We start from the raw sequence: 12,806 nt of genomic DNA, 5'->3' as shown, positions 1-12,806 counted from the left end.
GAAATCCTATCCGCGGTGTCATCTTGTTATGTACGCCGCCCGCTGGGCCAATTCGCCGGGCCGAAATCGCTCCGCGGATCGGGCGAGTGCCGATAGCGTCACTCGGCATGGAGTCCAACGCGCGTCGTCTGTGGAAGCTGCTCGAACCGATCCATGCGGTGGGATACTTCTCGCCCGAACCGGTCACGCTGCTCAAGGAGGCCGGCTACCGCGGCTACTGGATGGGCTACTTCGCCGCCCGCTCCGCGCCGCTGGGGGCCGTTCCGGCCGAGGTCGTGCACGCCGTGTTCTACAACTTCGCGTTCTCCCACGTCTCGCGGGCACTGCCCGACGCGTGGGGCTTCGCGCCGCCCGAGGTCGCGCATGCCGCCCGGCAGACCGGAGCCGTCGCGGCCCTGCGCCGTCAGCTCGGCCCGCTCGCCGACTCCGACGAGGTCGCCCGGGCTGCCGGCCTCGCCTCCCGGGCGGCTCTCGCCGCTCCGCCGGAGGGACGCGCCCTCTACGCCGCGCTCCGCTCGCTCCCGGTCGCCGACGACCCGCTGACCGCTCTCTGGGACGCAGCCACCCTGCTTCGCGAGCACCGCGGCGACGGCCACGTGGCCTCGCTGCTCGCCGCCGGCATCGGTGGCCGTGAGTCGCACGTGTTCCATGCGCTCGCCATCGGCGCCTCCCCGTCGGTCTACGCCACCTCCCGCAACATCCACGAGACCGAATGGACCTCCCTCGTCTCCTCGCTGCGCTCCCGCGGGCTCGTCACCGACGACGGCCGCTCGCTCACCGAAGCCGGGCAAGACACCAAGTCGTGGATCGAGTCACGGACCGACGCGCTCGCCGCGTCTGCCTACGCCGCCCTGGAGCCGGCCGAGGTCGACGACCTCATCACTCTGCTGCTGCCGCTGACCAAGGCCGTCGTCGCCTCCGGGGAGATCCCTCAGCAGTCACCGATGGGCTTGAAGCTCGACGATCTCGATGGGTGACCGGCGACGGGGCCGGGGCCACGTGCCGCCTGCGCCAGAAGCGCGCACATGTGGGGTTCTGACGCCCCGAAGGCGGATCCGAGGCGTCACTTTCATGCATATGCGCGGTAGTTGCCAGGCATGGCCGGGACGGGCGGTCAGCTCGCGGCGCTCGACCGTCCGACAGCGTAGGACCTGAGCGCTTCGGCAAAGTCGGCCTCGGTGAAGTCGGGCCAGAGCTTCTCGCTGACGACGATCTCGGCCTTTGCGGTCTGCCAGGGGAAGAAGCCGGAGAGGCGCTGCTCTCCGCTGGTGCGGATGACGAGGTCGATCTCCTTGATCGGCCCGCCGGGCAGCGCCGCGGTGATGGCCTGCTCGTCGATCTCGGTGGCGCCCGCGGCGATGGCGCGGCGGATGCCTTCGACGATGTCGCCGTGCGGGTCGTAGCCGATCGCCATCGTGAGGTGGGCCGGGCGGTCGGCGGTCTTACGCTCGGCCGCGCGCAGCGCCTCGGCGGCGTCACCGGGGAGCAGCGAGAGGTCGCCGGAGACGTGGAGGGCCCAGCGGTCGCTGCGTACGACTGTCTGCGGGAGCTTCTCGGCCAGGATGCCGAAGAGGTGGTCGACCTGCGACTTCGGTCGTTTTCGGATGTTGTCGGCGGAGAGGACGTAGGAGGTGAGGTGGTCGATACCCCAGTGCGTGCACCATCCCAGCAGGTCCTCGACGTGGTCGGCGCCGACGTCGTGACCGGCGCCCGGGTTCGCGAAGCCTGCCTTCTTCGCCCAGCGACGGTTGCCGTCCATCACCATGCCGACGTGGGTCGGCAGCAGATGAGGCGCGATCGTATCGACGGTCACGGGCACGACCTTAGGTCGTGAGCCCCGGGTGCGTCACCAGGTCAGGTCGTGAAGGGTGGCGATCCGACGTACATCGGCTTCGAGGTGGGCGCCGTCGCGGTCGAGAAGGATCGCATCGAGTCCGGCCGCGATGGGGCCGAGTACGTCGTGGGTGAGGCTGTTGCCGACCATCAGCGCCTCGCTGGGCGTGACGCCAGCGCGCTCGCAGGCGAGCCCGTAGACGCGCGGGTCGGGCTTGCTCGCGGGCAGCGTCGAGGTGGAAACCAGCAGATCGACCTCCGGCGCAAGACCGGTGACCTCGAGCTTGAGGCGCTGATGGGTCTCGTCACCGTTCGTAAGGATCACTGCAGTGAGACCCGCCGCACGCACCCGGCGCAGCGTAGGGACGGCATCACCGAAGGCCACCCACTCCGCCTCATACCTCTTCAGGTAACCGGCGAATAGCTCATCGGCCTCCGCGTCGGTGACGTCGACCCCAAGAAAAGCCCGAGCCCGGGCACGCCGCTGCTCCTGAAAGCTGATCTCCCGGCGCTGGTAGCTCAGGTAGTGCGGCTCGGAAACCTCGTCCCACCGAGCGACGACGTCGTCTCCAGCAATCCCGTGCTCAGCCGCCCATCCGACAACTGCCATCCGCGCCGCTGATTCCTGGTCCACCAAGGTGTCGTCGAGGTCGAAGATGATCGCGCGCAGCACGCCCGACAGCCTATGAGTGCGCAGCACCCAAGAACTGACCGCACCCTGGGGAGGGTTTTCCGAGCCAGGTTCGGACAACCCTCCCCAGGGTCAGGCGTCGCCGCCTCGGCGAGGGGTGGAGGTGCCGCATGAGGCGGGACGGCAGCAACGAGGTCGATCACTTCCCCGCACATGCCGGCGACGCCGAGAGCTCCGCGGTGGCGGTAGCCGACGCGTTCGAGCGCCGCGACCGCAGCAGCGACGTCCTCCGGCGCGACGATCACGTCGATGCCAAGGATGGGTTTCGCAGCCAGGCCCGGGACCGAGGTCGAGCCGACGTGCTCGACGCTGGCCTCCGGGCCGTCAGCCAGCGCGCCGCTCAGCACCGCGGCAACCTTCTCGAACCGGTCCCGCCACGCCGGGTCGTACGCCACCACCTCGATGCTCACGGGAACCAGGGCCTCGCAGGTCGAATCAGGCTTCGGCAGCAACAGGCCGCGGCCGACGGCGCAGACCGACCACCACCCCGGCGACGGCCTCGGAGAGCGCGAGGACGAGCGCCGCCGGAGTCGCGGCGGCCACCAGGACCGCCGCGGCGATCACCGGACTCGCGGGCGGGTCGAAGAGGAACCAGGCCAGCCAGGTGGCTCCTGCGGTGAGGAACACCAGCACCGCCGAGCCGGCCAGGACTCCCTCGAGTCCACCGCTGACCCGCGCTGCGAGCGCCGCGGGTGCGGCGATGGCCACGCAGAGCGCCCCGAAGGCGGCGCCGAGCAGCACGAGCAACGGGCCCGCGAACGGCCCGCCCATTCCCTGGCCGCCGGCCGCGGACACGACCAGGAGACCGACGTAGGCCAACCCCGCGAGCACCGGGTAGGCAAGCCCGACGAGGACCGTCGTGACGACGAAGGAGGCGGTGCGAAAAGCGGTCGCGGGCAGACTCATGCGGCCATGATGCCCGGCGCCGCCGCACCGTGCCGCGGCTGTTGGCCCTTCGTTGACGAACGGTCGTCAGACATGCCCTCGGACCATGCCGATGAGCCGGTCCAGGACCTCCTCGGGGGCCACCTGGACGCCGTTGTGCAGGTGGGCGTTGGTGATCCACGGGCGCAGGGTGGGGACCAGCTCGGCGGTGGCGAGGGAGTGCTCGCGGAGCACGTAGGGGTCGTCGTAGTAGACGGCGGCGGCGCACGGGACGTCGACCGAGGCCAGCACCGACGGGTCATAGAGGCTCGGCCACTCACGCCCCGCGAGCAGATCCGCTGTCTCGGCGAAGGGAGCCAGGAGCGGGTCCTCGCTCACGTGCCACGGGAAGAGGTGCTCGGCGGTGAAGAGGGTGGGGTCCGTTTCGTACGCCGCGGGCTGGACGCGCGCAGAGGCCCAGCGGGTGGCCTGGGCATCGGCGTAGCAGGCTTCGTGGACGAGTACGTAGAGGGGCGAGTGGCCGCTGAAGGGCAGCAGCGACGCGACCTCGTGACCGAAGCCGAGGCCCGCCGGGTCGCGCTCCAGCAGGTAGTGGATCTGCTCGGAGCCGCCGGTCATCCCGAGGCGGCTGCCGATGGAGCGCGCCTGACGCGCCGAGAGCAGGCCGCCGTGCGGGAGCCGGATCTCGCCGGAATCGCAGCGCTCGACCAGCGCCCGCATCCGGTCGCGGTCGCCGGGGAACCTGGCGTAGTGACGCTCGGTGAGCTCGATCGTACGGGCGAAGGTCGCGGCATAGACCTCGTCGACGGGCAGGCCGACCGGCGGCACTCCCCCGGTGAACAGCACCTCGCGCAGGGAGCCGGGGTGGGTCGAGAGGTAGCGCAGCGAGCAGAAGCCGCCGAAGGACTGACCCAGGAGCGACCACCGCGAGATGCCGAGGTGGTCGCGGAGGAGCTCGGCGTCCTCGACGATCGAGTCGGCGCGGAAGTGGGCCAGATGGTCGGCCTGCTCCTGCGGGCTCATCCCGGCCATCGCGGTGAGCGGTGTCGACCGGCCGGTCCCCCGCTGGTCGAGAAGGATCACCCGATAGTCCTGAAGGGCTCTCTCCAGCCAGCCCGGCACCGCCGGGAGACCGATCGGGCGCGGACTCTCCCCGCCCGGGCCGCCCTGGAGGAAGAGCAGCGCGTCGCGGTCGTCGCGATCCCCAGGCCGGCGCACCTCGCGGGCGAAGACGGTCAGCGTCTCGGACCCTCCGCCGAGATGGTCCAGCGGCACCTCGATCTCGTGCTCGATCAGGACCAGTCCGGGGATCGTCTCGATGCGCACGGAGTCGATCCTAGGTGACCGTCGCCTGGTAGGGGTCTCGACAAGCCCGGCCGACGAGGTAACCTGAACACCGTTCACCTGAACGTCGTTCAGTTCTGTTATCCCCGAGGAGACGCCCCGCATGACGACATCCTTCGACCAGCTAGCCGACCGGATCCTCTCCGGCGGGGCTGCCACCGTGGACGACGCACTGGCGGCGCTGCGTACGCCTGACGAGCAGCTGATGAGCGCGGTCGCGGCGGCGGGGCGGCTGCGGCGTGAGCACTTCGGCAACACCGTGAAGGTGAACTACCTGGTCAACCTCAAGTCGGGGCTGTGCCCGGAGAACTGCAACTACTGCAGCCAGGCGCTCGGGTCGCAGGCCCCGGTCCTGAAGTACTCCTGGCTGACCAAGGACGAGACCCTCGAGCAGGCGGGCGCCGGGCTGCGCGGCGGCGCCACCCGGGTCTGCATGGTCTCCTCCGGCCGCGGGCCCTCCGAGCGCGACATCGACAAGGTCGTCGAGATGACCTCCGCACTGAAGGACGAGCACGAGGGTGTCGAGGTCTGCGCCTGCCTCGGCCTGCTCAAGGACGGCCAGGCCGAGCGGCTCAAGGCGGCCGGGGTGGATGCGTACAACCACAACATCAACACCGCCGAGTCCAACCACGACAACATCGTCCAGACCCACAGCTACGACGACCGCATCGACACGATCGGCAAGGCCAAGGAGGCCGGCCTCTCCCCGTGCTCGGGCCTGATCGCGGGGCTGGGCGAGAGCGACGAGCAGCTCGTCGAGGCGCTGTTCGCGCTCAAGGAGCTCGACGCCGACTCGATCCCGGTGAATTTCCTGATGCCGTTCGACGGCACTCCGTACGAGAACACCTGGGAGCTCTCCCCCACCCGGTGCGTGAAGATCCTGACGATGGCGCGGTTCGTCTGCCCGGACAAGGAGATCCGGATCGCGGCCGGGCGCGAGATGCACCTGCGCTCACTGCAGGCCACCGCTCTCCAGGTCGCCAACTCGATCTTCCTCGGCGACTACCTGACCTCCGAGGGGCAGGACGCGCTGGCCGACCTGGAGATGCTGCGCGACAACGGCTTCGTCATCCTCGGGATGGACGCGAGCGCGTTCGACGAGCTGATCGAGGAGCATCGCGCCAGGGCCGCCGGCCGCGTGGCGAGCGGCTGCGGCAGCAGCTGTGGTGACGGCTGCGGCGACGCCTGTGGCGACCACCGCGAGCAGGACGAGCAGGACGGTCCGGTGATCCGGCGCCGCGGAGCGGGGACGGATGTCGCTGCCAACGCCTGATCCGGACCCAGCCCGGGGCGCGGCTCTCCTCACCTTCGACCGCGAGCACCTCTGGCACCCCTACACCTCGATGACCGACCCGGCGCCGGTGCGGCTCGTCACCGGGGCCGAGGGCGTACGCCTCCACCTCGACGACCAGGTCTCGACGGGCTCGACCACCGGGAAGTCGGTCGTGGACGCGATGTCGTCGTGGTGGTCGGCGATCCACGGCTACCGGGTGCCCGAGCTGGACGCGGCCCTCGCCGACCAGGCCGGACGGATGGCGCACGTGATGTTCGGCGGCCTGACCCACGCTCCCGCGGTCGAGCTGGCCGAGCGGCTCGTGTCGATCACCCCGGACCCCCTGCAGCACGTCTTCCTCGCCGACTCGGGGTCGGTGAGCGTCGAGGTCGCGATCAAGATGGCGCTGCAGACCCAGCGCGGCCGGGGCAGGCCGGAACGTACGCGGCTGCTGACCCTGCGCGGTGGCTACCACGGCGACACCTTCGGGTGCATGAGCGTGTGCGACCCGGTCGGCGGGATGCACTCGATGTTCACCGAGGTCCTGGCCCCGCAGGTCTTCGCCGAGCGTCCGCCGGCGCCGGGTGGCGACGTGGAGGCCTGGGCCGAAGGCGTACGCCGCCTGGCGGCCGAGAACACCGACGAGCTCGCCGGGATCATCGTCGAGCCACGGCTCCAGGGCGCGGGCGGGATGTGGGTCTACGACGACCGCTGCCTGGTGGTGCTGCGCGAGATCGCCGACGAGCACGGGCTCGTGCTGATCTTCGACGAGATCGCCACCGGCCTCGGCCGCACCGGCGATCTCTTCGTGTCCTCGCAGGTCACCCCCGACATCCTCTGCCTCGGCAAGGCCCTCACCGGCGGCTATCTGACGCTGGCCGCCGTGCTGACCACCACCGAGGTGGCGCACGCGATCTCCCGGAGCGAGTCGGGTGTGCTCATGCACGGGCCGACCTTCATGGGCAATCCGCTGGCCTGCGCGGTGGCGCTGGCCTCGCTCGACCTGCTGGCCGCACGCGGCTGGGAGCAGGACGTACGCCGGGTCTCCTCCGCCCTGACCGCCGGCCTCTCCCCTCTCGCCGGCGCGCCCGGCGTCGCCGCCGTCCGTGTCCTCGGGGCCGTCGGCGTCGTCCAGCTCGACCACCCGGTCGACGGCGCGAAGGCCACCGACGCCGCACTGCGGGAGGGCGTCTGGATCCGGCCGTTCCGCGACCTGATCTACACGATGCCGCCGTACGTCACCGGCGAGGAAGACCTCGCCCGCATCTGCCGCGCCGTCGCTGCCGCAGCGGAGGTGGCCTGATGACTGCCACCGCTGGTCGAGCCGTCCCCGCTGGTCGAGCCGCCCACCCGCTGGTCGAGCCGCCGGAGCCCCTGGGCGGAGGCGTGTCGAGACCAACACGGTTCGCGTCGCGCTCGATTCGACTGTGCTGGTCTCGACACGGATTCGTTCGTTCCTCACGAATGCGGCTCGACCGACGGAGCCAGGCACGACCGACGGGGGCCGGACACGGCCGACGGACCGACTGGAGTGATCGCTGATGTGGGATGACTGGATCACGGACGCAGCCACAGCTAGGGAGGCGGCCGGGTTGACCCGGACCCTGAAGCCGCGCGGGCCCGACGACCGCGTCATCGACCTGGCCGGGAACGACTACCTCGGCCTGTCGGGAGACCCGGACGTACGCCGCGCCGCGGCGGAGGCGGCCATGCTCTGGGGCGGCGGTGCGGGTGCGTCCCGGCTGGTCACGGGCACTCTGACGCTCCACGGCGACCTGGAGGAGGAGCTCGCCGACTGGCTCGGCCAGCCGGGGGCGCTGACGTTCTCGACCGGCTACCACGCCAACCTCTCGATCGTCGGCGCTCTGGCGGACCGGACCGCTCACGTCGTCTCCGACGCACACATCCACGCCTCGCTGATCGACGCCGTGCGGCTCTCTCGGGCCCAGCTGACGGTCGTGCCTCACAACGACGTGGACGCTGTCCGGGCCGCGCTCGCGGCACGGCCCGGCGTACGCACGCTCGTGCTGGCCGAGTCGGTCTACTCCGTCCTGGGCGATGAGGCGCCGCTGACGGAGCTGGCCGAGGCGTGCGCGGAGCACGGCGCGCTGCTCGTCGTCGACGAGGCCCATGGTGTCGGCGTGCACGGGCCGGGGCTCGTCCACCGACACGGACTCGCCGGCCGGCCCGACGTGCTGGTCACCGCGACGCTCTCCAAGAGCCTGGGCAGCCAGGGTGGCGCGGTGCTGGGTCCGCGTGCCGTCCTCGACCATCTGGTCAACACCGCCCGCCCGTTCATCTTCGACACCGGGCTGGCACCGGCCTCCACGGCCGCCGCACTGGCCGCGGCGCGGATCGCACGGTCGCGCCCGGACCTCTCCGCCACCATCCGCGCTCGCGTCACCGGGCTGGCCCAGACCCTGGGCGTCCCGGCCCCCGCCGGCGCGGTGCTGTCGGTGCCGATGCCGTCCCCCGAGGCTGCGGTCGCGGCACAGGCGAGCCTGGTCGCCGAGGGCGTACGCGTCGGCTGCTTCCGCCCGCCGTCGGTCCCCGACGGGATCTCCCGGTTGCGAGTCACCGCCGGCGCCGGCGTCACCGACGAGAACTGGGACCGGGCTGTCAAGGCCATCGATGCGATCGTGGGTGAAGTCGAATGAGGACGCCGATGAATGCTGACCGAGGTAACTCGGTCAGCGCCCGGTTCCTTCGTGGAACTCCACGAAGGAAGTGGATCGACACCGAGGTACCTCGGTCAGCATCCCGGGGCGCAGCATGAGTGGGCGGGTGGTGATCGTCACCGGCACCAGCACCGGAGTCGGCAAGACCGTCGCGACGGCGACGCTGGCCTCCCGGGCGCGCACGAACGGCGAGAAGGTCGCGGTCGTGAAGCCGGTCCAGACCGGAACCGCCGACGGCGACTGCGACGCCGCCGAGATCCAGCGGCTGACCGGGGTCGAGGTCCACGAGCTGACTCGGCTCGAGGAGCCGCTCGCGCCCGACACCGCCGCCCGGCGGGCGGGGGTGGAGATCCCGCCGGTGGCTGCGTACGCACCACTGATCACGACCCTGACCGATGTCAACGATCTCGTCCTGGTCGAGGGCGCAGGAGGCCTGCTGGTGCGCCTGGACACCGACGGCGGCACGCTCCTCGACCTGGCCGACGCCCTCCTCGCCGACGGCACGGCCACCTCGTTCATCGTGGTCACCGCGGCCGGCCTGGGCACCCTCAACCACACCGAGCTGACCGTGGCCGCGCTGCGCGCCCGTGGGTACGAGCCCGACGGGCTGATCATCGGCTCCTGGCCCGGCGACCCGGGACTCGCCGAGCGGTGCAACCGCGTCGATCTGCCCCGGGTGACCGGCGTACCCCTGCTGTTCGGCATCCCGAAAGGAATTGACAACCATTCTCAACTTAACTGAGAATGGTTCTCATGGCCCCCACTTTCCGCTCTGCCGGTGTCCTCGCTGCCGGCGCGCTCCTGCTCACCTCCGGCTGTGCCGCCCTCTCCGACGACTCCGGGTCCTCCGCCTCCGGCTCCGACTCGGAGAAGGTCCAGATCGCAGCCGCGTTCTACCCGCTGGAGTTCGTCGCGGAGCGGGTCGCGGGTGACCTCGCCGACGTCACCGGACTCACCAAGCCGGGCGTCGAGCCGCACGACCTCGAGCTGAGCATCAACCAGACCGCGGCGCTGCAGAGTGCCGACGTGATCCTCACCGAGCACGGCTTCCAGCCCGCCGTCGACGCCGCGACCGAGCAGGGCGTCAAGGCTGATGTCGTCGATGTCGAGAAGGTCGTCGAGCTCCGCAAGGCCGACGAGGGCCACGCGGACGAGCACGCCGCCGAGGGGGAGCCCCACGCGGAAGACGAGGCTCACGCTGAGGAGGAGGCTCACGCCGAAGGGGAGGCTGACGCCGAGGAGGGGCACGACCACGGCGAGATCGACCCCCACTTCTGGCACGACCCGGCGCTGATGGCCGAGTACGCCGAGGGCGTACGCGACGCTCTCAGCAAGGCCGACCCCGACAACGCCGAGACCTACGCCGCCAACACGAAGTCCCTGACCGAGGACCTGACCAAGGTCGACGAGGAGTTCAAGACCGGCCTGGCGCAGTGCAAGATCAAGGAGGTCGTGGTCTCCCACGACGCCTTCGCCTACCTGGACAAGTACGGCCTCGAGTTCGAGCCGATCGCCGGCCTGACCCCCGACGCCGAGCCCAACCCCGCGCAGCTCGCCGAGATCGGCGAGCACGCCAAGGAGCACGGCGTGACCACGATCTTCTCCGAGCGCCTGGTCAGCACCGCGCTCGCCGACACCCTCGCCAGCGACCTCGGGCTGAAGACCGCAGTGCTCGACCCGATCGAGGGCCTCTCGAAGGACACCGAGGGAGAGGACTACCTTTCCCTCATGCGCCAGAACCTCGACGCCCTGAAGGCGGCCAACGGTTGTCAGTGAGCAAATCCGGGAGCACCGTTCCCGCCGATGTCCCCGTGCAGCTCCTGCACGGGGACGTCGCCCTGTCCGGCCGCCCCGTCCTGCGTGAGGTGGACCTGACGGTCAACCGCGGCGAGTTCGTCGCGCTGATGGGTGCCAACGGCTCCGGAAAGTCGACGCTCGTACGCACCCTGGTCGGCCTCAACCCGCTCTCGGCCGGCCGCCTGGAGCTGTTCGGCCGCACGCTGTCCGGCTTCCACGACTGGTCGCGGGTCGGCTACGTGCCCCAGCGAAGCACCGCCACCGGCGGCGTGCCCGCCTCGGTCTGGGAGGTGGTCGCCTCGGGCCGACTCACCCACCGCAAGCTGCTGCGTCCGCTGCGCAGCGCCGACCGGGCCGCGATCCGAGCGGCGCTCGAGGTGGTCGGGATGGGGGCGTACGCCCACCGCGGGGTCGCCCAGCTCTCCGGCGGCCAGCACCAGCGCGTGCTGATCGCGCGGGCGCTCGCCGGGCGCCCCGAGCTGCTGCTGCTCGACGAGCCCACCGCCGGCGTCGACCTGCCCAACCAGCAGGCGCTGGCCCGCGCGCTCGGGCGCCTCAAGGAGGACGGCGCCACGATCGTGCTGGTCGCCCACGAGCTCGGACCGCTGGCGCCCCTGGTCGATCGTGCCGTCGTCATGCGTGACGGACGCAAGGCGTACGACGGTGCTCCTCTCGCCGACGCCGACGTCCACGCCCAGGGCTTCGACGCCGGCCACGTCCACTGCGACACTGGGCTCAATTCAGCTGGCTCGACCGCCGCGCCCAACGCCGCGGTCCCGACCCCGCTGAAGGAGCTCTAGGCATGACTCTCCTCGAGCTCTTCTCGGTGCCGTTCATGCAGCGGGCCCTGATCGCGGCGTTCCTCGTCGGGATCGCGGCTCCCGCGGTCGGCACCTACATCGTGCAACGCCGCTTGGCGCTGATGGGTGACGGCATCGGTCACGTCGCCGTCACCGGCGTCGCGATCGGTCTGTGGACCCAGACCTCGCCGACCTGGACCGCAGTCGTCGTGGCCGTCGCCGGCGCCGTGGTCATCGAAGTCGTGCGCGAGCGTGGCCACGCCGAGGGCGACGTCGCCCTGGCGATGCTGTTCTACGGCGGACTCGCCGGCGGCGTCTTCGTCACCGGGCTCGCCGGCACCGGCGCCTCCCGGCTCCAGGAGTTCCTCTTCGGCTCGATCCTGACGATCTCGGTCGACGACCTGCTCGTGACGATGGCTCTCTCCGTCGTGCTGATCGTGCTCTGCGTCGGGCTCTCGCCGCAGCTGTTCGCCGTCTCCCAGGACCCTGACTACGCCAAGGTCGCCGGGCTGCCGGTGCGGTTCTACTCGATCCTGGTCGCCGTGCTCGCCGCCCTGAGCGTGGTGATCGCGATGCGCACCGTCGGGCTGCTGCTCGTCTCCGCTCTCATGGTCGTGCCGGTCGCGATCGTGCAGCAGCTGACCCGGTCGTTCCGGATGACGCTGCTCGGCGCGATGGGCGCCGGACTGGTCGCCTCGGTCGGCGGCCTGGCGTTGGCGGCCGCGCTCTCCCGCACCGGCGCCAACGTCCAGCCTGGCCCCAGCATCGTGCTGGTCGCGCTCGCCGGGTTCTTCCTGGTCTGGCCGATCGGCGCCTGGCTGCGCCGCAGGCGAGCCCTCGTGACCCCGTTCCCGGAGACCTCGCCCGAGGAGAAGCCGGTCGACGAGGCACACCCGCACCTCCACGGCGAGAAGTGCGGCCACGTCGCGGTCGAGCACGGCGACCACGTCGACTACATCCACGACGGCCACCGGCACGCGGCGCACGTCGGCGCGGAGGGAGAGCACTATGACGAACACTGATCCTCTCGCGACTGACCCCTCCGGCCTGCGCCCCACCAAGCAGCGGCGCGCCGTGGCCGAGGCGTTGAAGACGTACGACGGCTTCCACTCGGCCCAGGAGATCCACTCGCGCCTCGACGGTGCCGTCGGCCTGGCCACGGTCTACCGGACCCTGACCGCGCTGGCCGAGGCCGGCGCGGTCGACGCGATGCGCTCCGAGGACGGCGAGACCATCTACCGCCGCTGCTCCGACACCCACCACCATCACCTGGTCTGCCGCCGCTGCGGCCGCACCGTCGAGGTCGAAGGCCCCGCCGTCGAGCGCTGGACCAGGACCATGGCGGATGAGAACGGCTTCACCGAGGTCTCCCACACCCTGGAGATCTTCGGCACCTGCACCGACTGCCGCTGACGTCGCTGGTCGAGCCGCCGGAGCCGCTAGGCGGAGGCGTGTCGAGACCAACACAGTCGAATCGAGCGCCGACAGGACTGTGTTGGTCTCGA

General features: G+C 71.0%; 13 protein-coding genes and 1 pseudogene. 9 read left to right on the top strand and 5 right to left on the bottom strand.

Annotation, left to right across the window (positions count from 1 at the left end; all coding sequences use genetic code 11):
* Positions 1–107: 107 nt before the first annotated feature.
* Positions 108–977 (top strand): SCO6745 family protein, encoded by an 870-nt coding sequence (locus H5T77_RS00070; protein WP_292643741.1) that lies wholly within the window; start codon positions 108–110, stop codon positions 975–977.
* Between the two features lie 137 nt (positions 978–1,114).
* On the opposite strand, the gene uppS is transcribed toward H5T77_RS00070, so the two are convergent.
* The 5 genes and pseudogenes from uppS to H5T77_RS00045 form a co-directional block, all read right to left on the bottom strand.
* The gene (gene uppS, locus H5T77_RS00065; RefSeq protein WP_292643740.1) at positions 1,115–1,813 is read right to left on the bottom strand and encodes a polyprenyl diphosphate synthase; all 699 of its coding nucleotides are present in this window, start codon (positions 1,811–1,813) and stop codon (positions 1,115–1,117) included.
* Between the two features lie 33 nt (positions 1,814–1,846).
* Positions 1,847–2,506, bottom strand: coding sequence for an HAD family hydrolase (locus H5T77_RS00060; protein ID WP_292643739.1), 660 nt, complete (start codon positions 2,504–2,506; stop codon positions 1,847–1,849).
* A 194-nt stretch (positions 2,507–2,700) separates the two neighbouring features.
* Positions 2,701–2,919 (bottom strand): annotated as a pseudogene (locus tag H5T77_RS00055) (GrpB family protein); the annotation flags it as partial.
* A 40-nt stretch (positions 2,920–2,959) separates the two neighbouring features.
* Positions 2,960–3,430 (bottom strand): hypothetical protein, encoded by a 471-nt coding sequence (locus tag H5T77_RS00050; protein WP_292643738.1) that lies wholly within the window; start codon positions 3,428–3,430, stop codon positions 2,960–2,962.
* Between the two features lie 66 nt (positions 3,431–3,496).
* Entirely contained in the window at positions 3,497–4,735 is a 1,239-nt protein-coding gene (locus tag H5T77_RS00045; RefSeq protein ID WP_292643737.1) for an alpha/beta fold hydrolase, read from the bottom strand.
* A 121-nt stretch (positions 4,736–4,856) separates the two neighbouring features.
* Here H5T77_RS00045 and bioB point away from each other — a divergent pair, with 121 nt between their 5' ends.
* The 8 genes from bioB (at position 4,857) to H5T77_RS00005 (ending at position 12,714) form a co-directional block, all read left to right on the top strand.
* Positions 4,857–6,026 carry a biotin synthase BioB gene (gene bioB, locus H5T77_RS00040; protein WP_292643736.1) on the top strand — a complete coding sequence of 390 codons (1,170 nt, stop codon included), beginning with the start codon at positions 4,857–4,859 and terminating at the stop codon, positions 6,024–6,026.
* Positions 6,007–7,329: an adenosylmethionine--8-amino-7-oxononanoate transaminase gene (gene bioA, locus H5T77_RS00035; RefSeq protein ID WP_292643734.1), complete on the top strand. Its 1,323-nt coding sequence runs from the start codon at positions 6,007–6,009 to the stop codon at positions 7,327–7,329. The genes bioB and bioA overlap by 20 nt, the downstream gene beginning before the upstream one ends.
* A 289-nt stretch (positions 7,330–7,618) precedes the next feature.
* Positions 7,619–8,683, top strand: coding sequence for an 8-amino-7-oxononanoate synthase (locus H5T77_RS00030; RefSeq protein ID WP_292643732.1), 1,065 nt, complete (start codon positions 7,619–7,621; stop codon positions 8,681–8,683).
* A 115-nt stretch (positions 8,684–8,798) separates the two neighbouring features.
* Positions 8,799–9,446, top strand: a complete 648-nt coding sequence (gene bioD / locus H5T77_RS00025; protein ID WP_292643731.1) for a dethiobiotin synthase — start codon at positions 8,799–8,801, stop codon at positions 9,444–9,446.
* An 11-nt stretch (positions 9,447–9,457) separates the two neighbouring features.
* Positions 9,458–10,480, top strand: coding sequence for a metal ABC transporter substrate-binding protein (locus H5T77_RS00020; RefSeq protein WP_292643729.1), 1,023 nt, complete (start codon positions 9,458–9,460; stop codon positions 10,478–10,480).
* Entirely contained in the window at positions 10,477–11,301 is an 825-nt protein-coding gene (locus H5T77_RS00015; RefSeq protein WP_292643727.1) for a metal ABC transporter ATP-binding protein, read from the top strand. Before H5T77_RS00020 ends, H5T77_RS00015 begins: the two co-directional genes overlap by 4 nt.
* A 2-nt stretch (positions 11,302–11,303) precedes the next feature.
* Entirely contained in the window at positions 11,304–12,323 is a 1,020-nt protein-coding gene (locus H5T77_RS00010) for a metal ABC transporter permease (RefSeq protein ID WP_292643725.1), read from the top strand.
* Positions 12,310–12,714: a Fur family transcriptional regulator gene (locus H5T77_RS00005; protein WP_292643723.1), complete on the top strand. Its 405-nt coding sequence runs from the start codon at positions 12,310–12,312 to the stop codon at positions 12,712–12,714. The genes H5T77_RS00010 and H5T77_RS00005 overlap by 14 nt, the downstream gene beginning before the upstream one ends.
* Positions 12,715–12,806 lie beyond the last annotated feature (92 nt).

The organism is Nocardioides sp. (assembly GCF_014360585.1).
GTDB lineage: Bacteria > Actinomycetota > Actinomycetes > Propionibacteriales > Nocardioidaceae > Nocardioides.
Note: the sequence above shows the minus strand (reverse complement) of the source record. Positions and strands in the feature narration are given on the sequence as shown.